This window comes from Peribacillus sp. Hz7 (genome assembly GCF_042136355.1).
GTDB lineage: Bacteria > Bacillota > Bacilli > Bacillales > DSM-1321 > Peribacillus > Peribacillus asahii_A.
In genome coordinates, this window is sequence record NZ_JBHHJV010000002.1 from 448,149 (window position 1) to 474,330 (window position 26,182).

The window sequence follows — 26,182 nt, forward strand, 5'->3', positions numbered from 1 at the left end:
AAGAACACGCATCTTTTCAGTTTGCAACTAAACATCTTCAGTAATTACAGTGAAGCATAATCTTTGTATATAACTCCAATAGGGGTCCAATAGGACCCCTATTGGAGGTTACATAAAGTATCACTTTATTCCAAAGAATGTTCCGATTGTGGAATAAAAGCTAATGATGATTGTTCAACTAAACTCCCCATTACTTTAAGTACATTCCTTCACACTCTAGCCCTAAAATGAAAAAAGCACTGATCCTTATTACAGGAAAGCGTCCTTTAATTGAAAATCTTACTTATTTTAGATCCGCTTTAAATATATAACTTACTTTGTTATAATCCATTTTATTTTCGTAAAAACGGTGTGCATCTATACGCTGTAATCCCGAAGATAAGGCAACACTTTCGTATTTATTTGCATTCGTCCATTTATGAATATATGAAAGTAGTTTTTCACCGTACCCTTTCGAACGCTTATTGGCATCTGTAACTAAATCACAAACCCAAATAAATCTTCCATAATAAAGAGTTATCATTGGCCGGAAACCAATAACGGCAACTATATCGTTGCCATCGAATAAGGCAAACATTTTATATCCTTCTTTTTCTTGTGCTTCACTGACCAATTCAAGATAAGAACCTTCATCAAGATGTGTTCGCAACTGTCTCATAACTGGAAAGGCTTTAATGATTTCATCACGTGTTTGAAGTTCTTTTATGGTTGGATTACTCATAATAAAAACCACCTCTTGAAAATTCCCTGTAATTATACTCATCTTCAATTCACTTTCTAATAACCAATCCCCTTAATATGTAAAATGTACCATAAAACAGAAGTAGACGCTAATCCTTGTTTCAGGAAAGCGCCCTTTAACAGAAGACTCGATTTCAAGATAATCTTAAAAGACATTAATAACGTTCTTTCCCTATTGCCCCTGTTTTGCGAATGAACATTCCAAAGACCTTATTGAGGAAACGCTACCCGTTAGCCATTCATGAAGCGCAAAGATCAGCGCTTCACCACAGAGAATGAAAATGGTTCAGAACCGTCAATACTGATTCTACGGCTGGGAGAGGAAGGTCGATGAACTATGGTGCGTTAGAGCCCATCCGTTAGTCTGACTCCAACGACCAAGGTGCACCACTGACTGTCGCTCCCTTACGGGAAGCACACATGGTAGATTAATCCTATTCTGGTTGATGCACCAGCCTCCAATTATATTGAGAGCCGTAGAAAGGATGTTTTCAATGGAAGTAGTCATTGAAAGAGCATGTGGTATGGATGTCCATAAGGACAATATTACTGCATGTATTATGACACCAGAAGGAAAGGAGATTCAAACGTTTTCGACAAAAACTATTTTTCTAATACAATTGGTGGACTGGATTAAACAGCATAGCTGTACTCATGTTGCAATGGAGAGTACCAGTGTATATTGGAAACCTATTGTTAATTTATTAGAGGCTGAAGATATTGAGTTTTTGGTTGTGAATGCCCAACATATGAAAGCAGTGCCAGGACGTAAAACAGATGTGAAAGATGCAGAATGGATTGCCAAACTTCTTCGTCATGGACTCCTAAAAGCTAGTTACATTCCAGATCGAAATCAACGGGAACTACGCGAACTAGTTCGATATCGCAGGAGTATTATTGAAGAACGTGCTAGACAACATAATCGCATTCAAAAAGTGTTAGAGGGCGCCAACATTAAGCTGGGTTCTGTGGTTTCGGATATCATGGGCGTTTCAGCTCGAGATATGCTTAACGCTATTGTCGAAGGCGAAGAAAATCCTGAAAAACTAGCAAACTTCGCTCGACGTACAATGAAAAAGAAGAAAGATGAACTGCAGCTTGCCCTTAAAGGTTATATTAATTCGCATCAACGCCTCATGTTAAAAACCATTTTAAAGCATATTGATTTTTTAACAGAGCAAATCGAGATGCTCGACCAAGAGGTCGAGAAAAGGGTAAGCTCCTATCAAGAAGATGTGGAACGATTAGACTCTATTCCTGGTATAGCTACAAGAATGGCTGAGCAAATTTTATCCGAAATTGGGACTGATATAAAAAAACAGTTTCCAAGTGCAGCTCATATGTGTTCTTGGGCAGGTTTGGTTCCTGGACATAACGAAAGTGCTGGAAAAAGAAAATCAGCTAAAACCAAAAAAGGAAACAAATATTTGAGGTCAGCATTAACAGAGGCAGCTCATTCCGTAAGAGGATCAAAAAATTACCTTGGAGCACTGTATAGGCGTACAGCATCACGAAAAGGTAAGAAACGAGCAGGAATTGTCGTCGCTCATGCCATGATGAGAATAGCTTATTATCTCTTAACACGAAAAGAAATGTATGTAGACTTAGGCGAAGACTACTTTGATAAACAGAGACAGCAATCTATTGTACGACATTCACTCCGAAGACTTGAAAGTTTAGGATACACAGTAACGTTACAAGAACCTGAAGCATCTTAATCCAGTCCATATTCCTACAATAGATCAATTGAATTAGACGCTCTCCCCTTTTTTTAAAATGAATAAGCTGCGTCTTATTAAGTATTGCCTTTTTCACTAAATTACAGAAGTTTATTTTCATGGTAGCTTAATAAGCCTTATTTCAAAAAGGGACAATGCATCCATTGCCCCTTTCTTTACTAACCTTTTTGAATTTTTAACATCGAATTAGCATTTATCTGAAATTCATATGATACTTTCACTTCTTCAACTGTACAGCCATTGTCCACCAGATAACTTATTATTTTATCTAAATGCTCATAATGTTTTCCCTCTAAATCAACTAAAGGGAAAATACGAACTTCCCCTTTCGTAACCCTCAATAACTCATTTAGTGTTTCAATGTGAAATTGATAATCTAATCTATCCGCATACATAAATAAAAAATGGGCCGAAAGAAGAATATCAAACTCTTCATCCCTAAATGGTAAAGAAGGTAAAGTAACGGGAATGTACCTTTCGTTGGATTCTCTCATATCATTAGCACAATCTTGTAAAGCACTTAAACGATGCTTCCTAAGACCTTCTATATCATCGAAATAATCCCATTTATAATTGTTTTGAACTTTTTGCATATGCTCCATTGCGTGTTCAATATCCTGAAGACCTTTATTTTCTAGATCTTCATCCGAATGATAATAAGCAATATCGCAAGCTGTTACGTCTAAACCTAATTTGTTACCAACAGCAGTTAATGAACAAGCTCCTGCTGGACAATCGAGTATTTTCTTTCCTTGTAGTTCTTCCTCAGAGAGCGAAAACATATCCAAATACTCTTCAAAAGTTCTCCCAATAAAAACAATTCTTTCTAAATCTAACTTTGAACTCTGCTCAACTTTACTCAACTAAACTCACCTCTTCTAAAAAATCACATTTATTTTACCACAAATGGATTGGTAATAATAACCTTCTTCAAATCCGCTTCTTCGACAATCTCCCTTTAACGGAACAACTTATTGTCACTCAACAGTTTCTCAATCGATTTTTCAATTCAGATGTTCTTTTTCTTTTCACTATAAAAACACCCCTTTAGATAAAAATATCCAAAGGGGTAAAACGGTACAACTTTATTTTAAATCCACAACTTTTTTACAAATCATATTCTTATAGTCCACACTTTAATTGTGCGCCACAGTTTGTACATGTATTGCAGCCGCCAATATCTTTTACTTCTCCTTTTCGACAAACAGGACAAGTATTGCCCACTTCAGAACCAATCGTTACATTCGTTGAGCGAAGTTCGTTAATCGTATCAACTAATACAACTTTTTTCTTATCTGCAGGTTTTTCCTCTGTTTGGACTTCTTCATCCAGCTGATTTTCCTCAGCTTTCAGCGTCAATACTTGGCTATCACGGCTACCATCTACATAAACTGTACCGCCTTTTGCGCCGCCTTTGTATAAGCGCTCATATACTTTTTCTACTTGATCCACTGTATAACCTTTTGGCGCATTCACCGTTTTACTAATTGAGCTGTCAATCCAGCGTTGAATAATACATTGAACATCCGCATGTGCTTCTGGCGTTAGTTCCATCGCTGAAATAAACCATTTTGGAAGCTCGTTTGCATCCACTTCTGGATGACGATCTAAATATTCTTGAACGATATCTGCTTTTACTTCAATGAACTTCCCTAAACGTCCGCTTCGGAAATAAGTAAATGAGAAGTATGGTTCAAGACCTGTTGATACTCCGACCATTGTTCCTGTACTCACTTTTGTTACTCTCCTATTTTTAGGAGGGCGGGATTATCAGTACCCGCTCCATATGTCGCCATATGGGTCAGACTATATCATCAACCGAATGTTTGAATTTACTTGGATGATTTTCATTTCGGTTGTCAGGCATGTAGTCGTTGAGGGGTCAGCCACGACTTCCCTGCGGATTGTCTGCACCTTTTGATTTTTACCTTTACGTACTGGCAAGGTACAGGTACAAAAGGATACTCAGAGTTTCCCGCATATAGCCCGATTTGCACGATGCAATTACTTGCATCGGGGGCAATATTATTTACCCGTAGGAGCAACTGTCAATAGATGCGAATTACGAATACCTGATTCAACAATGCTTTCGCGAATATCTTCTGGCATCTTCTTCATGAAGCCAGTTTGAGTGAATCGCTTACGTAATTCCATCGTTTCCTCTTCTGTTTCACCAACAAGGAATGGGAAGCTTCCTTTTTCTTTAGCAAGCTCTACAGAAGCACGGTAAGCAGTCGTTGCAATTGTTTCAAACACTTTATCAACTAATACATTACCTTCTTCAGAACCATACTCTGTTTCACAATAAATAAGTAAGTCATGAAGTCCCATAACACCTAAGCCAACACGTCTTTCACCAAGTGCTTGCTTTTTATTTTCATCAAGGAAATAAGGTGTGGCATTAATGACGTTATCTTGCATTCTAACGCCGACTTCAACAGTACGTTTCAGCTTTTCAAAATTCACTGTTTTTGTATCTTTATCTGCCATTTCAGCAAGGTTAACCGCTGCTAAGTTACAAACGGAGAATGGTGCTAGTGGTTGTTCCCCACACGGATTTGTAGCAACAACTTGCTGCCCATACGCTTTAGCATTTGTCATTTCATTCGCATTATCAATAAAGAAAATCCCTGGTTCTGCTGAATATGTTGCACAAATATTAATTAAGTTCCAAAGCTCTTTAGCGCGAATTTTACGATATACACGTACTTTATGGCCTGACTTTTGCCACTCGCGTACATCGCCGACATTATGCCATTCTGCGTTGTAGTGAGCCATTTCATCCGCATCATAGCTTTCCACGTCTGGGAAGCGAAGATCGTAGAAATCATCGTTTTCAACAGCTGCCATAAATTCCTTCGTTAAACAAACGGAAATATTAGCCCCTGTTAAGAACTCAGAATTATGAACGCTGTAATTGCCGCCTGTGCGCAATTTCGTTTCTGCTTCTTTAATGATTTTCTCGTTAAAACCGCCTAAACCAGGAATTTGTTTATAATTCACAATTCCTTGGTACATCGCTTCTTCTTGTTCTGTTAGCGGTGTAAATTTCAATTTATCTAACGCATATTTTTTAATCGTTTCGTCCTTTGTGTTTTCCACTAAATAACGAAGAATGCGTGGGTTTTGCATTTTTGAAATAATGAATTCAATGATATCTGGATGCCAGTCCGAAAGCATGATCATCTGTGCACCGCGGCGACTACCACCTTGTTCTACTAAATGCGTCAATTTCGCAATGTCATCTAACCATGACACAGAACCTGATGATTTCCCATTTACACCTTTTGCAAGCGTGTTTCGTGGACGAAGTGTAGAACCATTTGTTCCAACACCACCGCCGCGGCTCATGATTTCCATCACTTGCTTACGGTGCTCAGAAATTCCTTCACGAGAATCCGGTACAAATGGCATTACGTAACAGTTAAAGTATGTGACATCTGTATCCGCTCCCGCTCCATATAATACACGTCCTGCAGGAACAAAATTTAACTCTTTCAATTCACGATAAAATTTCTCAAACCACTCTTGTCTCTTTTCCTCTGTTTCTTCAACAGAAGCTAAGCCTGTAGCATTACGCTTCGCAATTTGCTCATAGAAAATTTCAAGTGGTTTCTCAATGACATCTAACGGTCGGTTAACGATGCCTGTTTCCACTTCCTCTGGTTTATCTAACACACCGCGGAATTCTTCTTCCACTAACACTCGGGCCTTTTTCGCCTCCCAGTCAATGCTTACGATAAATCCTAAGCCTCGTGCAGGGAATTTAGGATCTTCTTTAATCGTTAACACAACGAAATCGCCCTCAGTTAATGTCACTTTCTCTGTGTCCTTAAATGAGTAGCGATCAATCATCACAAGGCGTGAAACCCCTTTATGTGTCATCTTCATATCAGGTGTAATCGGGTGAACGGGAGCAAATAAAGAAATATCCTTATTCAACCTTTCGACATTAACCTTTGAAGTGGAATTTAAAACAACCGACATATTGTCCTCTCCTTATTCGTACAAATTCTTAAACCTCTTCTTGCTGTAGAAATGTGTATGTAGCCCATACATTGCCGTTTCATTAAGCAGTAATATAAATCTATCATACGCATTCTTTTTAATCAACATATAGTATACACTTAATTATTTTCTATACTACATGTTGTGTCCCCTTCTGATTTTTTTATTTTTGTCAAACGTCAAAAGGCTTAATTTGTGTAGAAAAAAGGAGAATAGGATTGATTTTTAATTATTTTTGGAGATATTTCGATAAATTTCAAACTTGCAATTTCATTATGTATTTCCAACCTAGGTCTCTCAAGGAAAGTAGAAACTCCTGTTCGTTCTACTAAAAAATAAAAATATTTTTTTCTCTTGATTTCTTAATCTTTGTGTATGCAAAATGCCTTTGTTCTTTGTTAAAATTTATTTTGATTATTAACTGGTGCAACTATATAATAAGAGATGTCTGTATGTTGCTTAGGTAGAAAGGAGTTTTACGTTTGGATTTTTTATATTCACTGCTCATCTTCATTGTAATTGTTGTTGCTTATTCCCTATTTACATGGTTTCGCCAAAAACGAGCTGTTACACCTCTTACACAAGAAGAATTCATTGCAGGATATCGTAAAGTACAGCTAATTGATGTACGCGAGCCAAATGACTTTGAAAATGGTCACATTTTAGGAGCAAGAAATATCCCGCTAACTCAACTAAAAACACGCCTTGTAGAAATTAGACCGGACAAGCCTGTGTATTTATATGCACAAAGCGAAATTGTAAGCGGTCGAGCAGCTCTTTTACTAAAGAAAAAAGGGTATAAAGAACTGTTTCATTTAAAAGGCGGGTTCAGAATGTGGACCGGTAAAATTAAAAAGAAAAGCTAAGAAACTTATTCTGTATAAAATGCATAAAAAAATCCCTACTTTATATAAAAGCAGGGATTTTTTCATGATTATTTTTGATAACGTAACACAGGTTTTCGAGCAGCAAGTGTTTCATCTAAACGTTTAACTACCGTTGTGTGCGGTGCTTCTTGCACGATTTCTGGTGATTCCTCTGCTTCTTTCGCAATTTGAATCATCGCATCAATAAAAGCATCCAGCGTTTCCTTTGATTCCGTTTCTGTTGGCTCGATCATCATTCCTTCTTCCACATTTAATGGGAAGTAAATAGTTGGCGGATGGTAGCCGAAATCAAGCAGCCTTTTCGCAATATCCAGCGTACGTACACCTAGTTTCTTTTGACGACGACCGCTGAGCACGAACTCATGCTTACAATGACGATCGTAAGGAAGGTCATAGAAAGGAGCCAGGCGACGCATCATATAATTCGCATTAATAACGGCATTTTCCGTAACCGCTTTAAGACCATCTGGACCCATTGAGCGGATATACGTATACGCACGGACATTAATACCGAAGTTTCCATAGTACGGTTTTACACGACCGATAGCTTGTGGTCGGTCATAATCTAATACATATTGATCCCCTTGTTTTGTAACAATCGGCTTAGGTAAAAACGGAATTAAATCCTCTTTTACACCAACTGGACCTGAGCCAGGGCCACCGCCTCCATGCGGACCTGTAAATGTTTTATGAAGATTTAAATGAACCACATCGAAGCCCATGTCTCCTGGACGAGCTTTCGATAACACAGCATTTAAGTTCGCTCCATCATAATACAATTTACCACCAGCATCATGCACAATTTTCGCAATGTCTAAAATGCTTTCCTCAAATAATCCAAGTGTATTTGGGTTTGTCAGCATTAATGCAGCTGTATCAGCACCTACTACACGCTTTAAATCTTCTAAATCAACTAAGCCGTTTTCATTGGATTTCACCGTAACCGTTTCAAGACCTGCAACCGTTGCAGAAGCTGGGTTTGTACCATGAGCTGAGTCTGGTACGATAACTTTTGTACGACCTGTATCTCCATTTGCTTCATGATAAGCACGAATCATCATTAATCCCGTCCATTCACCATGCGCTCCAGCTGCTGGCTGTAACGTGACTTGATCCATTCCAGTAATTTCAATTAAATGCTCTTGCAAGTCATACATCAACTCTAGAGCCCCTTGAACCGTTTTCGCTTCTTGGTACGGATGAATATGAGCAAATCCATTTAAACGAGCAACATTTTCATTAATTTTTGGATTATATTTCATCGTACAAGAACCTAGTGGATAAAACCCTGAATCTACACCATGATTTCGCTTAGAAAGAGCCGTATAATGACGCATAATATCAAGTTCTGATACTTCAGGCAATTCCGCTTCTTCAGCACGAATATATTCCGCAGGTAAAATATCATCTAATGAAACTTCTGTTACATCCATCTCTGGTAAACTATAACCAATACGACCTGGTGTACTGATTTCAAAAATTAACGATTGGTCTTGATTATTCATGATGATCCCCCAATTCATTAGCAAATGCATCAATTTCTTCTTTCGTTCTAAGCTCTGTTACAGCGACAAGCATATGATTCTGTAATTCTGGATAGCTGCTTCCTAAGTCATAACCGCCGATAATTCCCTTTTCAAACAATCGATTGTTCGTTTCTTGATAAGAAGCAGGCAGCTTCACCACAAACTCATTAAATGAAGGACCATCAAAGACCACTTCAAGCCCTTGTTGCTTTAGTACTTGTTTCGCATAATGAGCTTTTTGAATATTTTGAACGGCCATTTCTTTTACACCTTTTTTGCCTAGAGCAGTCATGGCAACAGACGCTGCCAATGCATTTAAGGCTTGGTTAGAACAAATATTAGACGTGGCTTTATCACGACGAATATGCTGTTCACGCGCTTGAAGTGTTAATACAAATCCGCGCTTACCATTCTCATCAACCGTTTGACCGACAAGTCGACCTGGCACTTTACGAACAAGCTTATTTGTAACAGCAAAATACCCGCAATGAGGTCCACCGAACGAAGATGGAATACCAAATGGCTGTGCATCTCCTGTCACAATATCAGCTCCTAATTGACCTGGAGGAGTTAACGCCCCTAACGCAAGTGGATTGCTGGATACAATGAACATCGATTTTACACTATGAACGATTTCTTCTATTTCTTTTAATGGTTCAATTCGACCGAAAAAGTTCGGATATTGAACGATCACACCAGCAACTTCATCTGTTATCAATTCCTTAAGCGCCGCTACATCTGTTACACCGTCTTTGTAAGGAATTTCGATTACTTCAACATGTTGTCCTTTTGCATATGTTTTTACCACATCTCTTGCTTCTGGATGAACAGTTGTTGAAAGGAGGATTTTTTTACGACGTGTTTGACCTGCGCTTAACATCGCTGCTTCAGCCAAAGCTGTCCCGCCATCATACATCGAAGAATTGGCTACATCCATACCTGTTAGCTCACTAATCATTGTTTGAAATTCAAAGATTGCTTGCAGCTCTCCTTGTGAAATTTCAGGCTGATATGGTGTGTACGCTGTGTAAAATTCTGAACGAGAAAGCACATGATCGACAATAATCGGTGCGTAATGATCATATACTCCCGCTCCTAAAAACGATGCATAGCTTTTTAAATCTGCATTTTTTCCTGCTAATTTCGTTAATTCCTTCAATAAAGCCGGTTCCGATTTCGCTTGTTTAATATTATATTCGCCTTGAAAACGAACGCTTTCCGGAATATCACTAAAAAGTTCATCAACTTTAGAAACCCCGATTGCTGATAGCATTTCTTTTTGATCTTGTTCTGTCATCGGTAAATAGCGATGTTTCATTTAAATAACCTTCCCCTCTAGTTTCGTGGTCGTTTATAAAATGGTGTTGCCGTTGTAACAGCTTTTAAGCGTTTTGAACGAATCTCTACTTCGACTTCAGTGCCCAGAGTAGTAAATGCTTGTTCGAGCAGTGCCAACCCAACATTTTTCTTCAAAGTTGGTGATTGAGTTCCCGTCGTAACTTCTCCAATTAACTTCTCGCCGCTGTAGACTTTATAGCCATGACGCGGAATCCCGCGATCAATCATTTCCAATCCAACTAGCTTGCGTGGAGCTCCATTTTCTTTTTGAGAAGCAAGTACTTCTTTCCCTAAAAAGTCTGCGTTCTTTTCCGTTTTAACCGCAAAGCCAATGCCACCTTCAATCGGTGTAATATCAGCGGAAAGTTCTTGACCATACAATGGCAACTTCGCTTCAAATCGAAGCGTATCGCGCGCACCTAATCCGATTGGTAAAATCCCTTCTTCTTGACCAGCCTCTAACAATTTGCGCCATAGTTGCGGCCCCTCTTCAGAACGGCAATAGATTTCAAACCCATCCTCCCCTGTATAACCAGTACGGGAAACTAGTGCTTGAACACCATTAATATTCACACCATCCTTGAATTTAAAAAATCCAATTTCACTCAAATCTGAATCTTTCGTCAACTTTTGAAGTACCGTTTCTGCAAGAGGCCCTTGCAACGCAAGTTGTGCATATTCACTAGAAACATTAACAAGCTCTACATCTTCAATAAGGTGTGATTGTAGCCATTCAAAATCTTTATCGATATTTGCGGCATTCACACAAAGCAAATAGTCCTGTTCTGCTCTTTTATAAACAATTAAATCATCTACTGTACCGCCATTTTCATAGCACATCGCTGTATAAATTGCTCCACCTGCTTGCAGCTTGGATAAATCATTCGTAAGCATTTTTTGTAAGAAAGCAAGACTCTGATTTCCTTTAACTTCAAACTCACCCATATGCGAAACATCAAACAACCCCACTTTTGTGCGAACTGTTTCATGCTCCTCCTTAATTCCTGAGAATTGTACAGGCAGTTCCCAGCCTCCAAAATCAATCGTCTTGGCACCACTCTCACGATACACTTCAAATAATGGTGTTCTTTTTAAATTCGTCAATGAATTCCCTCCTTCAATAAACTTGTTAACGCGAAGATATTCCTCAAAAAAGGCATAAAAAAGGACAGAGAAAGCCTATCATAGCTTTTCTCTGTCCTGAAACCTGAAAGTTTACCTTATACAAGGCTTTCCCCTTTGGTGGTCACCTATTGTGACACTCTCCAGAGTTGCGTCCAGCAAGAGTTCTTTTGCCTGAGAGATTCACAGCTTCGTTTGCTCCTTCGGCGCTACATGACGTAGTCTCTCCCCTTGCCTTCATTCGCTTATAAAATTGTCACGTACTGCTCATACTATGAAAAACAAATTATGCTTTTCTTCAAGATACTCTCATCCTACCTTAAGAGAGATATAACTGCAATCATTTTTTATAAAATAAATTCTAAAAACTGATCATTTCCGAGTATTTCACAATAAAACATTCGTGTTTAGAACAATTTGAAAGGGGTTGGAGCGTGTGAAAATTGAAATTACCTCTGATTTAGAATGGAGTGATAATTTTTTAACGAAAATTAATGAGGATGGGCCCTGGGCAAACTGGGAGCTGTATAAATTAGCAATAGAAGTCACTAAAGATCTTGTTATTTCTGATTTTGAAGGATTACAGGCACCTAAATATTTGCCTTATTTAAAGCCGTTACCTCATCAGCTTGAAGCAGCTAGGCAAGTAGTGGAAGAAATGAATGGAAAAGCCATTTTAGCAGATGAAGTAGGACTTGGAAAAACGATTGAAGCCGGTTTAATTTTAAAAGAATATATGATTCGCGGCCTTGTCAAAAAAGTATTAATTCTTGTACCGGCTTCCCTCGTCACTCAATGGGCGTTTGAATTAAATACAAAGTTTCATATACCAGCGGTTACACAAAGAAAAAGCTATGTATGGGACTCTTGCGATGTAGTGGTGTCCTCGATTGATACCGCTAAAAGGAAGCCGCATAGTGAGATGATTTTAAATCAAGATTATGATTTTGTCATTATTGATGAAGCACATAAACTTAAAAATAATAAAACAAAAAATTACGAGTTTGTCCAAAATCTTAAAAAAAAGTTTTGCTTATTGCTAACAGCAACACCTATTCAAAATAAGGTGGAAGAAATCTTTCACCTCGTTTCTCTATTAAAACCAGGACATTTAGGAAATGCCAAATTATTTGCCGAAAAATATAAAGGAAAAGGACGTACCATCCAAGAAAATCAGCATCTAAAAGAACTCGTCAACACGGTGATGATTCGCAACCGCCGGGCAGATACGAAAATCGAATGGACGAAACGCCAAGTTGAAACGATTATTATTGATTTTTCTAAAACAGAACAAGCTCTATATGATGCAGTTTCGCAGTTTAAAGTCCATTCAGATGGAGTAGGACATTCCTCTTTTTCAACGCTCACACTCCAAAGAGAAGCATGCAGTAGTCGCGAAGCTGTATATTATACATTAAAAAATATGAAAGCGAAGTATGAAAATCCATCTGCAGCCTTTACAGCGATGATTGACAACGTCTTACAAAAAGTGAACGAGACAGAACAGAATTCCAAAGCTGAAAAAGCGCTGGAGTTAATTAAAAAAATCGATGATAAAGTCATTATTTTTACGGAATATCGTGCCACACAGCTCTACTTACAATGGTATTTGCAGCAAAATGGCATTTCTTCTGTGCCATTTCGCGGCGGCTTTAAACGTGGTAAAAAGGATTGGATGCGTGAGCTGTTTCAAAAACAAACGCAAGTCTTAATCGCAACAGAGGCTGGAGGAGAAGGTATCAACCTTCAGTTTTGTAATCATTTAATTAATTTTGACTTGCCGTGGAATCCAATGAGATTAGAGCAGCGAATCGGACGTATCCATCGACTCGGACAAGAAAAGGATGTCATGATTTATAATTTTGCAACTCGAAATACGGTGGAGGAACATATCCTTAAACTCTTATATGAAAAAATTCATTTATTCGAAAAAGTAATCGGTGAACTAGATGATATTTTAACAAAACTAGATATTCACAATATCGAAGAGTATTTAATTGATGTCGTTGGTGAGTCCAAATCAGAAGGAGAAATGAAAATTAAAATGGACAATTTATCTTCCCTCATTCAATTTGCTCAACAAATGAAAGATGGTGACGTTCATGCAGCAGCAGGACATTCATAAATTTTTACTCACATACTTTGAAGCGAATCATTGTGAAATACTTGAAAATCATAATACTTATTTAACTGTTCAATTAACAATTGAAATGGATAAAGAGTTAATGAACCGCCCTTTTTATTGGCACTACCTTGAAAAAACAGGCGGCATCCCTAATCCTTCACAATTAACATTTATAACAGACAGCCAAAACGTACCAGAAAATATAAAAGGAGAACATATTTATTTCGGTTCACCACGTCTTCATCAAATTATTGAATCAACAAAAAAACTAGCTAGCTACATTCGCTTATATGAAGATAAACAAACAAACGGCCAACAAGTTTCTCTATTTCCTTGGTTAAATCTGAATGTAAAAATCTCTTATCAATGTGACCGCAAAAAAGATATTTTCCAATCCGTCGGGCTTAATCTTATTACCGGGGAAATCGTAAATGAATTTCATAATCACATTTTTTCTATTAAATTAACACCTAAAATTCCTGATTATTCTTTCACACTCTCTCCGCTCATTATGCCTAAAAGCGGATTAACCAGATTGGATCGTTATATTCGCCAAAACTTTGAGCAGGATGATCATACTTGGGCAGAGCAAGCGGTGCAGCGATGGAATAATGACCTCCGTTTATTAGAACATTTTTACAACGAAAGTGAAGAAAAAAGCGAAAGCTACTATACAGAAAAAGAAGCGTTAAAAGCTCAATACGAACCGAAAATACACATTTCAATCGTGAATGGAGGGTTATTTTATTTATCTGATTATAAAACATCATAAGTTGAGCCTTCCTAGAAAAACAACTTCCTCTCTGCCTTGAATATTTATTGATCTATAACGAAAGAAAACAGATGCCTAATTAGGACATCTGTTTTCCTTTTTTCATTTTCTTAAAAAACATCGATAACGCAAATGGAACAATGCCAAACCAAGTAGAGACAGAAGAAGTACGCTCTCCCTTCCTTTGTTGACGATTTTCCTTACGTTCTGTTTTTGTTAAATTAAAATATTGAACCAATTGTTGTGTCAAGTATTTAATATAAGCATTTGTTGACATAAGCATCACCTGCTCATAAGCATACCCATTTTTTCTTGGCTTTATACGGCATTTAACAGACGTCCTACTGTATCCTTGCTCCAATCTGCTTCGTTATGTTAGCAATCGATTTCCAGCTTCTTGGCCCGTATACTTACCTTTGTTTAGCAAACTGTTTACCGCCCGTTATTTTCCCGTTCCCATAAACCCTGTTAACTATATTGTATTCATCCCTAAAAACACCTATTGACTATTTTTCCACCCATTCTGTTACCTTTCCTACATTCTTATCATAATAAATTAATACCACTCCCTTTCTGTTATTGACTGTAGATCCGTATAAATAAACTGAAGCAACTTCCTCATTTTGATTTACCACTTCATAATACACATCACCATTTGGATACAGAAGGATCGCCGGCTCAATTATGACTTCTTCTAATTCGCCCCATTCTCTTTCCAAATCACGAACAGCTAAGCGCAATAAATGATCAGACATTAAGGTTTCTTCCACTTCTTTATAAAAGCGTTTATCCAGAACAAATTGCTCCATCATATACCCTGCCAACAAAATGAAAGAGGTCGAAACAACAAGTACAATTGGCGACGCAAAACCTTTTTCATTCTTCATTTACGTTAAACTCTTTCTTAAAATATGGATGGAATGTGCGACTATATTGCTTCCCACTATAATCCGTAACTTTTACACTAATTTGGTTTCCCTTCTGGTTTACTTGAAAGTCAGCGACATTTTGCAATAAAATTTCATGTCCTAAACCCTCTACTTGGCGCCGTACGATATTTTGATACAATTCAACCGAAGCTACACTTCCATTCGTGAGCAAATACAGTTTATTATTCTTTACTGTTTGATTCTTCGATTCCCGCAATTCTTTTTGCAACTGTATCGAAAAAACTTCCCATTCCTTATGGTTGAGCTGCTTGTTCGTTATACCATTGGGATACATAACCAAAAAGATTTGTAAAACAAAAAGAGAAATCATCATGAATACGACGAGTGATATGAGCATTTCAACCATCGTAAACCCATTACTTTTTTGTAGCATCACACACCTCTTCTCTCTTACCAAAGGCGTTTTGATACTGGATGCAACCCTCCACCATTTCAGGAAAGCCGTTTGGTACTCCCCAGTTCAAAGTAAACAGATGATTTTGGCGCTGGATTTCTATAGACACAGCCTCAATCTCTCCATCTGCAAATGCAGTTAACTTTTCATATAATAGATAATGCGCTTCTGTCCTTAACAACATGTTTTTCTTATTAAGCTTTAATTGATCGAATATAGGAAATAACGCAAATACAATAAATAAACACATGGATAACGCTGCTAGCATATCTAAATAAATATACCCGTCACACTTTTTCAAATTTAAATCTCCCTTTACCAATATACACTGTTAATTTATATGTCTCGTGCTTTGATTGAACATGCATAATCCCTGATGTGATGGCTGTACCGACACTATTAAAAGTAATTCTTTCTCCTAATGTCCGATTCTTAAATGTAATATGGGAAGGAAGTGTTCTTTGCAGCGTATAATCGCCTGATGACGAAGACACTTTATAATTATCACTATACATATAAACAGTTGTCTGTTGCTCATGGCTTATAGCATATTGCTGAGCGTAAAAAAGATCGTCTCCAAATTGCTTGACAAACTGTTTTATTTCCATCCTTTCTATATATGGCGGATATAGATTGATGCTTAATGAAACAATTAAAAGAAAAATGGACAAAACCATCAAAATCTCAGTTAACGTATACCCTCCGCTGTTATTCTTTAGCATCAGCTGTTACCTTTCCATCGCTATCAATGCTAACTGCTCCTCCATTTGGACATGTAGTCTGTATTAAGTAACCTTCCGTTTTTAGTTCCGCTACATCAGCTGGCCATTTATTATGATCAATTTCATAAGCTTGTACCTGAGACTGTACCATTTTCACAAATGCTTCACATCCTTTTGTCTGAACCGTCGATTGATGCCTCGTAATATTCGGTATCGTAATGATTAATAAAACGGAAATAATGAGCAAGACAATGAGCATCTCGATGAGAGTAAATCCTTTTTCATTGCGTAATCTTTTCAACAAAAGCTCCTCCTTATAAGCCATTAAGTAATGAAAACATTGGCAATAATACAGCTAAATAAATAGAGACAATAAGCAGACCGATGAATGAAAACAACATAGGCTGAATAATACGCATAATCATACTCGTTCTCTCTTCAATTCTTTCTAACAATAAACGACTATAATGAAATAATTCTTCATCAAGTCTTCCGTACTTTTGACCGTTTGCTATCACAATATAAAGGTTCTTTTCAAAATAAGAAAGCTTCTGAACAATCGCCTCAAACTGCTTTCCTTCTAATAACTCGCGCTGCATTTGGGTACATAGCTTTTTATAAAAAGGCTGTTGCCTGTTTTGCGCCAATAGCTGTATGCTCTCATTAATAGAAAGACCACCGGACAATAAGCCGCTAAACTGACTTGCAAAAAAGTGGGTTTCATATAAGCGAATAAGCATCCCAATAACCGGGATATGCAAGATAAGTCTTCTTTGAGTAAGGGGGCATAATTGGTTAAACCAATATCGTTTAAGTAGATAAATGAGGATACACAATAGAAGTAAAATGATAGGGATTTTCGGGAGAATAGCCGAGATAGCTAATATACTGTTCAAGAATATATTGTGTTCAATATGCATCGAAGCAAAAAGCGTCTCAAATTTCGGTAAAAGTACACGTTGCAAAATAAAAAACACATTACCAATAAAAAAGAGTAGAAAAATTGGGTAAATGAATAGCTTCTTTATTTTGTCCAAGTCTTCCGCTCTCTTCGTCCAATATTTCCCTCCTTCCTTTAATGCTCGCGATAACTCACCATATTGCTCTCCATAATAAATATAACTTACAAGTTGAGAATGAAATTTCATTTCGGCTAAAACTTGATGTAAGGCCTCACCATTTTTTAACTGTTCCATTCCTTCCTGTAAATCTTCTTGTCTTTTTTTCGACTCCTGAAACGTTAAAAAACGAATTGCTTGTGCTAAAGAATAACCATGTTCCAACAATTCCCCAAGCTTTAGTAAAAATGAAGCTTGCTCCTTTACCTTCCATTTACCCCCTCTCATCAATAAATACCAATCTTTCAAATTCTTTGTTCTCAACAAAGCCCATCGCTACAGCTTTACCGATTTCTTCTTTCAACGTTCGATGGCGAGCTTCAATATTCTCTCCTTTTACCCCTTGTAACACTTTCACTAAATCTCTTCCATAAAGAAGTTCATACACACTTGCTCGCTTATTTGCAGCACCGCCTACTGTTCTTCGATTTTTTAATTCGACTAAACGCTGTGCCGTTACAGCAATTAAACTTTGTTCAATTTCTAACCAGCTTACACCAAACTCTAACAGCCGTGAAATAGCTCCGGTGGCATCGCGGCTATGCATCGTTGTTAACAGTAAATGGCCGGTAAGTGCCGCCCTAATGGCTATTTTAGCTGTTTCTGAATCACGAATTTCTCCCACCATAATCACATCAGGATCGTGACGTAAAGCTGCCTTTAAACCAACTGAATACGTAATTCCCGCTTTCTCATTAATTTGAACTTGCAATACGTTTTCGGATTGATTTTCGATAGGATCTTCAAGAGTAATAACATGGCGGTTATACAATTCCTGCACATGATGAAGGATGGAGTACAGCGTTGTCGTTTTACCTGATCCAGTCGGACCTGTGAAAATAATCATTCCATGTGAGTGCTTTAAAAGAGAAATCAATCGTTCGGTAGTGGTTGGAAAAAGAGAGAGTTGGTTAAGTGGCAGAATGTTTTGCTGGGGAATTAAACGAATGGCTAAACTTTCAACATATGCTGTAGGTAATGTTGATAATCTAAGTCCAATCACTCGATCTTCTAAATGAAGCGTAATCGAACCGTTTTGGGGTCTTCTTTTTTCACCGATATCCATTGATGCGAGATATTTTAGATGAGAGATAAGACGTTCTGTTTCTTCAAAAGAGAGAGTTTCTTGGGGAATGAGTCGATTATCGATTCGAAATCGAACGAGCGGACCTTCTTTGCGAGGCAAAATATGAATATCTGATGCAGCTAACCTGATAGCACGCTTCAAAATATCATCTGCCGTTTTTTCAATAGACATGCCTGAGCATTCACCTCCTCATTTTCTATGTTTCCAAGTTTCGACACTTTTTGGGGGAAATCCTTCTTTTTTTCAAAAAAAATTTATTTATTTGGCGATGTCATGATTATACTTTCAATGTTTGCGTATCAAAATTATTGTTAAACAAAGTTACTTATTTACAACTCAAAAACAACCAGTAAATACCACTTATTAAATAACCTCATTTCGTTCATATTACTTATAGGTTCTGTTCTATTACACTTTAAAGCCATCTAATGACGGTTTTAAAAAACACCAATTGTTCACAATTTACTAACTTTTAAGCATTTTATAGCTTTTGTATATAATTAAACACTATTAACCTGTGTAAAATGTGAACATTTTCTAAACAAAAAGTGTATCCTCGTTTCCTTCATTCCATTTTTTACTCTCTGTATTATAATGGAACAAATAACATTAGGAGGCGAGAAGGTGGAACAAACATTACGAATTACAAATGTGCTGGCAGACCCTACACGATTTTACATCTACCAATACATTATTAAAAATCATCATGATGTCACTGTACAAGAAATTGCTGATTCATTTGACATTCATCCAAACGTAGCCCGACTCCATCTATCCAAGCTAGAAGACGTAAATATGCTGGTTTCTGAGACAAGAAAAACTGGTAAGGGAGGGCGCCCAAGCAGGCTATATCGATTATCGGATAAAGTTATTCAGCTTCACTTTCCTAGCCGAGATTATCAGCTTCTTGCTAAAATAGCCATCGAATCGATGAGTAAGTTAGGGGAACAAGGGATTGAGGCCTTATCCCATACTGGAAGAACATTCGGTCAAGAACTCGTGAATCAACAATTAGCTCAAAATGCCATTACTTTTGAGCATTTATCCTTTCAAGGAAAAGTCAATTTGCTCAATAATGTCGCAACCGCTGCAGGATTTTCTCCTAATTTCCAACTAAATTCAGAAGAAAATGAAATTGTTTTACGTATTTCTAACTGTCCATTTAGTGAAATTGCTGTAACCAATCGGCAGGCCATTGCCACAATGCACGCCGCTTTTCTAAACGGAATCGTCCAAGCTGTATTCGATAAAGTAGAACTAGTAGAAATTCAAGACTCTATTTCTGAATACGCATTCTGTACATATAAAGCAATCATTACAAAGTAGATACAAACACAGCTTTACATAGCCCCATCAATTACACTATAATGGTTTTATAATGACAATGTTTGGAAAAAAAGAGGAGGGTTACAAATGGAACGCATGTTTAGAGTATGTGGCTTTTGGACAGGAATCATGGCCATTTTCTTCTATTTAGGCGATATGTACCAAACTTCTTTACTTTTCTTTGCTCAAACAGGATTCTTTGTGCTTTTAAGTTATTTAAAACTGTCTGAACGGATGTATTTGTATGTGTTTGGCGCATACTTAACCGTTTTCTTCGCTGGATTTACGTACTATACGGTCTTTTTAATGACCCCTGGTGCCGCTCACTAAAATAATAATACATCGCCCATAAATCTTATTTTATGGGCTGTTGATTTACCCGTTAATAAGCCCCTTTGACTGAACAAGAACTCGAAAATACTCACTATATCCCCCGACAAGTAAACTTCGAATGGCTCGATTTCGCTTCGCTGTTTCCGAAAATGGGTCAAGTCCATTATCTTCTTCTAATTCATCCATAATCCCTGCCTTCACTAAAAATGCCTGCTGTTGTAAAAAATCCTCCTCGACAAATCCATACTTTACTCCTTCTCTTCTTAAACAATCAAAATGAATATGGGATGTTAAATCCATCTTACCTGGATGCTCTAAAACATTCCTTACCATTCTGTGTTGGTAATAACCACGCAAACTGCCTTGACAATGAATGGGTTGTTGCCACTCTTTATCTGTATAACCATAATCAATCGTTACAAGCAATCCAGATTGTATTCGCGATGCAAGATTTTGATACAGTTCCACCATTTGCAATGGTATTTCCATACGCTGTCCTTCTTTTAAACAAATGTTCTGACTCTCTAAATAAGAAATAATTTTATCATTCCTCAATGGCGATTTTATTTCAATAAGCATTTCGTTCTTTACTGTAACAAATACCTCCACCATTTCTCCATTCTGCTTCTCAATACTATGAACAGGCAAGGCATCGAACAACTCATTGGAGAAAACAATTCCATTTATCTCTGAATATTGCTCAAGAACACCTCCAAAAGAAACCTGCGGAAAAGCCATTAGCCGTTCTTTTTGTCTCTGCTGATGGTCTAAACTACGATCAACTAATCTATATTCAACACAATCAAAAAGTTGAATCTCCTTCTCTTTCCAATAATGCAATATATCATAAACAAGCTTTCCGTCTCCAGAACCAATTTCAATGATTGTTGGAGGCAGGTTGTACTCCTTTATTAAATAAGCAAACCATTTAGCTAATACTCTCCCAAATACATCTCCTACATTGACAGATGTATAAAAGTCTCCATCTCTCCCAATTTTCTCCCTAGAACGCATATAATAGCCAATCTCCGGCGTATATAAAACGGCCTCCATGTACTCGCAAAAAGAAATTTTTTGGTCCGGACTATTCATAATTAGCTGTTTCATATACTTCTCCATTACACTGCCACCCCCATTTGCCTTCTAATATTATAAAAAATAGGCACCTGAAACAAAATTTGTCTCAGATGCCTGTTAGCTAGAATACATAATGCTCAATAATTTTCACAAAGGCTTTTCCGATTATGACCAGCGCTTTCTCCTCAAAATCAAAACGAGGATGATGGTGTGGAAAATGCGTGCTTTCATGCTCATTTCGAGCCCCCACTTTAAAGTACGTTCCCGGTTTTTCTTGTAAAAAGTATGCAAAATCTTCTGCGCCCATGGATGGCTCGAATTCTACAATCGCCTCTTTCGAAAATAGTTCTATCAAAACTTCTCTCAATAATTCCGTTTCCGAAGGATGATTATATAAAGCCGGATAGCCATTTAAATAATCAATATGATAACTAGCATGATGTGCCTCCGTGATACCTTTAACAATAGAACGAATTTCTTCTTCAATTTGAACACGTACATCCTGGTCAAAAGTACGAACGGTTCCTTCAAGCTTAGCTGAATTGGCAATAACATTGAAAGCATCACCTGCTTGAAAAACGCCAATAGTGACCACTGCCGCCTGTAAAGGGTTGATTCTGCGACTCACAATTTTTTGCAAAGATTGGACAATTTCGCTTCCAATCACAATGGAATCAATTGACTGATGAGGTCTCGCTCCATGTCCCCCTTTTCCTTCAATTGTAATCGTAAAAGCATCGACTGCAGCCATACGAAATCCTGAACCAACCGCCACTTTTCCATAGGGAATATCTGTTGCTAGATGTGCACCAAATACAGCGTCTACTCCATCTAATGCCCCATCTTCGACCATAAATTTTGCGCCGCCAGGAGGCTTCTCCTCTGCATGTTGAAAAATAAAAATGAGTTTCCCTTTTATTTTTTCTCGAAACTGGCTAAGCGTTCGTGCTACCCCAAGCAGTGCAGATGTATGGCCATCATGACCACAAGCATGCATCACACCTGTTTTTTGTGATTTATATGTCGTCTCCTTTTCATCCTGAATCGGAAGAGCATCAAAATCTGCTCTTAAGGCGATTGTTTTCCCTTCTTGTTCTCCTGTAAGAATACCAATAACGCCATTTCCGCCAATACTCTCTTTTACGTCTAACCCAAAACTACGCAGCTTCTGGGCAATAAACGTTGCGGTTTCCGTTTCCTGAAAAGATAACTCGGGATTTTGGTGTAAATATCTTCGCCATTCAACCAGGTCAGAAAAGCTATTTTCTATTTGTGCATATATCTTTTCCATATGCATCGATTTCACCTCTTCCATCCCATCATAGAGCCTTATCGTTTACAAAAATGGATTGCTTACTCGCTCATCGCCAATTGTTGTCACTGGTCCATGCCCCGGACAAACAATTGTATCATCCGGTAAAGGAAGTAATTTGTTTTCAATACTTTGCAATAATTGATCATGATTTCCACCTGGTAGATCGGTTCTACCAACACTATTTAAAAACAGAACATCGCCTGAAAATAACATACCTTTATCTTTCAAATAGTAAGAAATACTACCCGGTGAATGACCTGGTGTTTCAAATAGTTGAAAATGAAACGAGCCAATCGTCAGCTCTTGTTCACTTGTCAGCACATGTTCAGCAGGCTTTAGGCACATCGGATGATCTGGAAACCATCTTTGCGAACCATTTAACGCTGGGTCTGAGAGCCATTTTGCTTCTCTTTGGTGAATATAGGCAGGAATTTGATAGTGTTCACGAATAGCATCGAGAGCCCCAATATGATCAAAATGAGCATGCGTTAATAACACGGCAAGTGGTTGTAACTTTTTCGTTTGAATATATTGAATAAGCTTTTGGGGCTCCTCGCCCGGATCGAAAATAATACATGTTTGATCATCCGAAAGTATGTAACAATTTGTTTGTAATGGCCCTAGTGGGATTTGATTCCATTTCATATCCTTATCAACTCCAATTTCTTTATTCCTTTCATTATATAACCAAATCGTAAATTGGAATAGCAATCAACATAGCTATTTTTCCATCTCGACAAACTATTCAAAACCAAGTAAACTGTTAATAAATGCAAATTTATTCCTGTGTTTTTCTTAACAATCTTGTTTTTGGGTACACTATACAAGCTGAATGATTAATAAGGAGGTCAAAATCATGGTACTGATGATTATTTTTGGACTTGTTTCAATCCTCGCATTGTTCGCTGTTTTTACTACTTTAAAAAACAAGAATTATTTAGGACTGCTCTTTGCTGGCGGAAGTGCCGCTGTCTTTGGCTGGTTCACTGTCATGACGATTCTTAACAGCGGGTTTCCTGTTGCTCACTAAACATGTATACATACAAAAATCCCACTTACGGTGGGATTTTTGTATGTATTATTGCTTTAGTTTAAACAATGGTTTCACTTTTTTATGCTGTATATCAATGATGTTCTCCAATTGATAACCATATAAACAGAAGTTCCCATCAGGTGAGCAACTTAATGATTTACTTTTAATATTTTCGAGTATCTTTTCTTTTTTACCTGTCTTCCAATTAAATGTAATCAAAGTAAATACTGCTTCATTTTGATTAGAATACGTAGGTTTTGAAGGAATAAAGGTCAAGAAATCTCCTTTTTTCTCATTAAAATCATAGGATGGAATCTTCCAATCCGAATAGCTGTTTACATACGGAACGGAAAAAGAAGTAATCGGTTTATTTTGTTCGTCAAAAAATGTATACGTAGCCCGATTTAGATTTTCAGTTTGCAGTTGAATCGTCATCAGCGTTTGCTTCATCTTCTTAAAATGAACAACATCTAACATGATGCTTTCTAATTCTTCACGATCTAACTCTTTTCTAACTAACGGTGCTGTCAAAGTTTGTTGATCCTTTTGCCAATCAAGAAACATCATTCCGTTTTCACTATCCCACTGAGCAAATGGCTGTGGCTGATCTATCATATCGATTGTTTGCTCATTTACATTGACAATATAGCTATTATACGACCAGTCTTTTGAAAAATTTGAAAAAAACAAAACGCCATCTTTATATATATTCCACTCATATGTGATTTCATAAGCAGGTAATGCTACAGAATATACAAGCTCTCCATTGGCACGTAAAATACTACTTTGTATTTTTTCTTCTAGCGGTGTTGATACAAGAATATACGATTTAGACGGGCTAATCGAAACCGACGAGATTGGTGCAGATGGCTGATACAAAATGGTATGTTTATTCGACTTCAAATTCCAGGCCATTAACTGGGGCCATTCTTCCATTTTCGCCTTTTTAGAATATAGAATCGTGTTGGAATCAAGCCATCCGTAAACAGCTTCTATGTCATCTGTATCTTGGTCTATTGCAGCCAACTGATTGAAGGAAAAATGCTCTTGTAGATTAGAATTTTCGTTTTCACGATGATGTAGATTTTTGGCAGGCTCACAAGCCGCTAAAAACAGGAAAGTGGAGATTGACAATAAAACAAAACAAACACTACATTTCAAATTTACCATACTCTTACCTTGAAACTGCTTGCTTAAAGCAGCATAACAAGCTTTAATCCTCCACACACCTCCCATTTTTATGAGCGAGGTAACTAAACCACCTTACGACCTCATTATAAAGCAAAAATAGGAAATATGGGACTCAAACTTTCTTCCTTTTTCTATAAAAATAAACCAACCATTAAAATTTTAACAGCTTCTCGATAAATCGCAGGCATTTGTGAAAGTGGAAGTGGATTAATTCCCTTGCCTAGTTCAACCGTAAAACCTGGTCGTTTAAACTCTTGAATAAACCAATCTTTATACCCCGCATGACTATCTACATATCGAACCGCTCGATATCCACTCTGTCTTTCCATTTCTTTAGCAATTCGTTCTGATTCCTCTGGTTCATGTCCCTCATATCCCCAATAAATTTCCTTTCCTTGTGTATGAAGTGCAATGACCTTAGAAAAATTACGTCGTTCCGCTAATTGTTTCATCACAATCGCTTCCGGTTCGGATAAAAATATTTCACCCGGAAAATCTCTCGGTGCTTCCGCTTTTGGGAGTTTCCGCTCTTTTTCAATCTGCCAATTGGCCGGAAATTGATTATTTAAGTCTACACCGCGGATATTGGCCTTCCAGCCATAATATTCTGTTTCTCCTTCATTGATATGACGTACATTGAATTTCCCTTCCGCCGCTCGATCTCCTAATACAACAAGATCAACGCCATCCGGGTTCACCATTGGAACGATGGATATGTTCACACGATGATATAGATGAAGAAAAGCGGAAGATTCATTTGTAAAGGACAGCAGCAATTCATTTAACCACTTCATTAATACCGCTGATGTAATCCACTCATTGGCATGAAACGAACCATTATAATGCACAACTGAATCTCCACGACCAAATTGAACTTCCACAATATCTTTTCCTAATACACTATGACCAATCGTTTCTACTTTCATAAATGGGTAATACGTACTTAAAAGCTCTAAATCTTTCTGTAATGATGCCGAACTATACAATTTTTCCGTCTTAATCAGCGGTTTTATTAGGCGAACTGGGATGAGAAATGGAGAGTTCATCGATTGCTGCACTCCATTCACAAGATACAACGCATCGAGCGGAAGCTGATACACTCGTCCTGCCGTTTCCATCGACATTTCGGTCTCTTTTTGCAACATAAAACCAGGAATCTTTACTTTAAATCCGCTTGATAGTTTCTCTTTCTTCATCTGTGGATTCGCATCCTGAATCAATTCTAGTGGAATTTGAAAAAGACGGCTATAATACTCTAAATTGTCTCCTTCTCTACTGATAATTTTCATATCATCCCTCCATCCTTGCTTCACTCTATGAATGAAACTAACCAAAAATGTAAAGGAAATCTGAATTTCACCATAAAAAAACCTGGCTT

Annotated in this window: 25 protein-coding genes, 2 pseudogenes and 2 riboswitches; of the genes and pseudogenes, 7 read left to right on the forward strand and 20 right to left on the reverse strand. The window is 37.5% G+C overall.

Annotation, left to right across the window (positions count from 1 at the left end; translation table 11 throughout):
* Window positions 1–283: 283 nt before the first annotated feature.
* Window positions 284–721: a GNAT family N-acetyltransferase gene (locus ACE199_RS05790; protein WP_375348937.1), complete on the reverse strand. Its 438-nt coding sequence runs from the start codon at window positions 719–721 to the stop codon at window positions 284–286.
* 514 nt (window positions 722–1,235) lie between these two features.
* On the opposite strand from ACE199_RS05790, the gene ACE199_RS05795 reads away from it, so the two are divergent.
* The gene (locus ACE199_RS05795; protein ID WP_375348938.1) at window positions 1,236–2,459 is read left to right on the forward strand and encodes an IS110 family RNA-guided transposase; all 1,224 of its coding nucleotides are present in this window, start codon (window positions 1,236–1,238) and stop codon (window positions 2,457–2,459) included.
* 179 nt (window positions 2,460–2,638) lie between these two features.
* Here the strand turns inward: ACE199_RS05795 and ACE199_RS05800 are convergent, their stop codons facing one another.
* From ACE199_RS05800 to ACE199_RS05810, 3 genes and pseudogenes are all read right to left on the reverse strand, one after another.
* On the reverse strand, window positions 2,639–3,343 hold the full coding sequence (locus ACE199_RS05800; protein ID WP_375348939.1) for an SAM-dependent methyltransferase: 705 nt from the start codon (window positions 3,341–3,343) through the stop codon (window positions 2,639–2,641).
* A gap of 259 nt (window positions 3,344–3,602) precedes the next feature.
* Window positions 3,603–4,211, reverse strand: a pseudogene (locus tag ACE199_RS05805) (hypothetical protein); the annotation flags it as partial.
* A 300-nt stretch (window positions 4,212–4,511) separates the two neighbouring features.
* Window positions 4,512–6,467: pseudogene (locus ACE199_RS05810) on the reverse strand (vitamin B12-dependent ribonucleotide reductase); the annotation flags it as partial.
* A gap of 503 nt (window positions 6,468–6,970) precedes the next feature.
* On the opposite strand from ACE199_RS05810, the gene ACE199_RS05815 reads away from it, so the two are divergent.
* The gene (locus ACE199_RS05815; protein WP_127761353.1) at window positions 6,971–7,354 is read left to right on the forward strand and encodes a rhodanese-like domain-containing protein; all 384 of its coding nucleotides are present in this window, start codon (window positions 6,971–6,973) and stop codon (window positions 7,352–7,354) included.
* 68 nt (window positions 7,355–7,422) lie between these two features.
* On the opposite strand, the gene gcvPB is transcribed toward ACE199_RS05815, so the two are convergent.
* From gcvPB to gcvT, 3 genes are read right to left on the reverse strand one after another with little or no spacing between them, the layout of a single operon-like run.
* Window positions 7,423–8,880, reverse strand: coding sequence for an aminomethyl-transferring glycine dehydrogenase subunit GcvPB (gcvPB, locus tag ACE199_RS05820; RefSeq protein ID WP_375348940.1), 1,458 nt, complete (start codon window positions 8,878–8,880; stop codon window positions 7,423–7,425).
* Window positions 8,873–10,219, reverse strand: a complete 1,347-nt coding sequence (gcvPA, locus tag ACE199_RS05825; RefSeq protein ID WP_375348941.1) for an aminomethyl-transferring glycine dehydrogenase subunit GcvPA — start codon at window positions 10,217–10,219, stop codon at window positions 8,873–8,875. The genes gcvPB and gcvPA overlap by 8 nt, the downstream gene beginning before the upstream one ends.
* A gap of 17 nt (window positions 10,220–10,236) precedes the next feature.
* Window positions 10,237–11,343, reverse strand: a complete 1,107-nt coding sequence (gene gcvT / locus ACE199_RS05830) for a glycine cleavage system aminomethyltransferase GcvT (protein ID WP_375348942.1) — start codon at window positions 11,341–11,343, stop codon at window positions 10,237–10,239.
* A gap of 89 nt (window positions 11,344–11,432) precedes the next feature.
* Window positions 11,433–11,510: riboswitch (glycine riboswitch) on the reverse strand.
* Window positions 11,511–11,513: 3 nt separating this feature from the next.
* A riboswitch (glycine riboswitch) is annotated at window positions 11,514–11,602 on the reverse strand.
* Between the two features lie 195 nt (window positions 11,603–11,797).
* Between gcvT and ACE199_RS05835 the strand changes: the two genes are divergently transcribed.
* Entirely contained in the window at window positions 11,798–13,486 is a 1,689-nt protein-coding gene (locus tag ACE199_RS05835; protein WP_375348943.1) for a DEAD/DEAH box helicase, read from the forward strand.
* On the forward strand, window positions 13,464–14,258 hold the full coding sequence (locus ACE199_RS05840) for a YqhG family protein (RefSeq protein ID WP_375348944.1): 795 nt from the start codon (window positions 13,464–13,466) through the stop codon (window positions 14,256–14,258). The genes ACE199_RS05835 and ACE199_RS05840 overlap by 23 nt, the downstream gene beginning before the upstream one ends.
* Before the next feature lie 79 nt (window positions 14,259–14,337).
* Here the strand turns inward: ACE199_RS05840 and ACE199_RS05845 are convergent, their stop codons facing one another.
* The 8 genes from ACE199_RS05845 to comGA form a co-directional block, all read right to left on the reverse strand.
* Window positions 14,338–14,535, reverse strand: a complete 198-nt coding sequence (locus ACE199_RS05845; protein ID WP_119115514.1) for a YqzE family protein — start codon at window positions 14,533–14,535, stop codon at window positions 14,338–14,340.
* Between the two features lie 229 nt (window positions 14,536–14,764).
* On the reverse strand, window positions 14,765–15,145 hold the full coding sequence (gene comGG, locus ACE199_RS05850; RefSeq protein WP_375348945.1) for a competence type IV pilus minor pilin ComGG: 381 nt from the start codon (window positions 15,143–15,145) through the stop codon (window positions 14,765–14,767).
* A complete protein-coding gene (gene comGF / locus ACE199_RS05855; RefSeq protein WP_375348946.1) occupies window positions 15,135–15,581 on the reverse strand; it encodes a competence type IV pilus minor pilin ComGF in 447 nt (148 codons plus the stop codon). Before comGF ends, comGG begins: the two co-directional genes overlap by 11 nt.
* Window positions 15,565–15,903: a hypothetical protein gene (locus ACE199_RS05860; protein ID WP_127761361.1), complete on the reverse strand. Its 339-nt coding sequence runs from the start codon at window positions 15,901–15,903 to the stop codon at window positions 15,565–15,567. The genes comGF and ACE199_RS05860 overlap by 17 nt, the downstream gene beginning before the upstream one ends.
* Window positions 15,890–16,324, reverse strand: coding sequence for a competence type IV pilus minor pilin ComGD (comGD, locus tag ACE199_RS05865; protein ID WP_127761362.1), 435 nt, complete (start codon window positions 16,322–16,324; stop codon window positions 15,890–15,892). The genes ACE199_RS05860 and comGD overlap by 14 nt, the downstream gene beginning before the upstream one ends.
* Window positions 16,311–16,625 (reverse strand): competence type IV pilus major pilin ComGC, encoded by a 315-nt coding sequence (comGC, locus tag ACE199_RS05870; RefSeq protein WP_375348947.1) that lies wholly within the window; start codon window positions 16,623–16,625, stop codon window positions 16,311–16,313. The genes comGD and comGC overlap by 14 nt, the downstream gene beginning before the upstream one ends.
* Before the next feature lie 13 nt (window positions 16,626–16,638).
* Entirely contained in the window at window positions 16,639–17,691 is a 1,053-nt protein-coding gene (comGB, locus tag ACE199_RS05875; protein ID WP_375348948.1) for a competence type IV pilus assembly protein ComGB, read from the reverse strand.
* Window positions 17,657–18,700 (reverse strand): competence type IV pilus ATPase ComGA, encoded by a 1,044-nt coding sequence (gene comGA, locus ACE199_RS05880; protein WP_375348949.1) that lies wholly within the window; start codon window positions 18,698–18,700, stop codon window positions 17,657–17,659. Before comGA ends, comGB begins: the two co-directional genes overlap by 35 nt.
* 453 nt (window positions 18,701–19,153) lie before the next feature.
* On the opposite strand from comGA, the gene ACE199_RS05885 reads away from it, so the two are divergent.
* Window positions 19,154–19,855, forward strand: a complete 702-nt coding sequence (locus ACE199_RS05885) for a helix-turn-helix transcriptional regulator (protein ID WP_127761366.1) — start codon at window positions 19,154–19,156, stop codon at window positions 19,853–19,855.
* Between the two features lie 87 nt (window positions 19,856–19,942).
* Window positions 19,943–20,185, forward strand: coding sequence for a DUF2626 domain-containing protein (locus ACE199_RS05890; RefSeq protein WP_119115521.1), 243 nt, complete (start codon window positions 19,943–19,945; stop codon window positions 20,183–20,185).
* A gap of 45 nt (window positions 20,186–20,230) precedes the next feature.
* Here the strand turns inward: ACE199_RS05890 and ACE199_RS05895 are convergent, their stop codons facing one another.
* From ACE199_RS05895 to ACE199_RS05905, 3 genes are all read right to left on the reverse strand, one after another.
* Window positions 20,231–21,307 (reverse strand): class I SAM-dependent methyltransferase, encoded by a 1,077-nt coding sequence (locus ACE199_RS05895; protein ID WP_375348950.1) that lies wholly within the window; start codon window positions 21,305–21,307, stop codon window positions 20,231–20,233.
* A 79-nt stretch (window positions 21,308–21,386) separates the two neighbouring features.
* Window positions 21,387–22,556, reverse strand: coding sequence for a M20 metallopeptidase family protein (locus tag ACE199_RS05900; protein WP_375348951.1), 1,170 nt, complete (start codon window positions 22,554–22,556; stop codon window positions 21,387–21,389).
* A 45-nt stretch (window positions 22,557–22,601) separates the two neighbouring features.
* Entirely contained in the window at window positions 22,602–23,225 is a 624-nt protein-coding gene (locus tag ACE199_RS05905; RefSeq protein WP_375348952.1) for an MBL fold metallo-hydrolase, read from the reverse strand.
* A 211-nt stretch (window positions 23,226–23,436) separates the two neighbouring features.
* On the opposite strand from ACE199_RS05905, the gene ACE199_RS05910 reads away from it, so the two are divergent.
* Window positions 23,437–23,610, forward strand: a complete 174-nt coding sequence (locus tag ACE199_RS05910; protein WP_119115525.1) for a DUF2759 domain-containing protein — start codon at window positions 23,437–23,439, stop codon at window positions 23,608–23,610.
* Window positions 23,611–23,658: 48 nt separating this feature from the next.
* On the opposite strand, the gene ACE199_RS05915 is transcribed toward ACE199_RS05910, so the two are convergent.
* Window positions 23,659–24,840, reverse strand: coding sequence for a YqgU-like beta propeller domain-containing protein (locus ACE199_RS05915; RefSeq protein WP_375348953.1), 1,182 nt, complete (start codon window positions 24,838–24,840; stop codon window positions 23,659–23,661).
* A 95-nt stretch (window positions 24,841–24,935) separates the two neighbouring features.
* Window positions 24,936–26,093, reverse strand: a complete 1,158-nt coding sequence (locus ACE199_RS05920; protein ID WP_375348954.1) for a M14 family metallopeptidase — start codon at window positions 26,091–26,093, stop codon at window positions 24,936–24,938.
* Window positions 26,094–26,182: the final 89 nt, after the last annotated feature.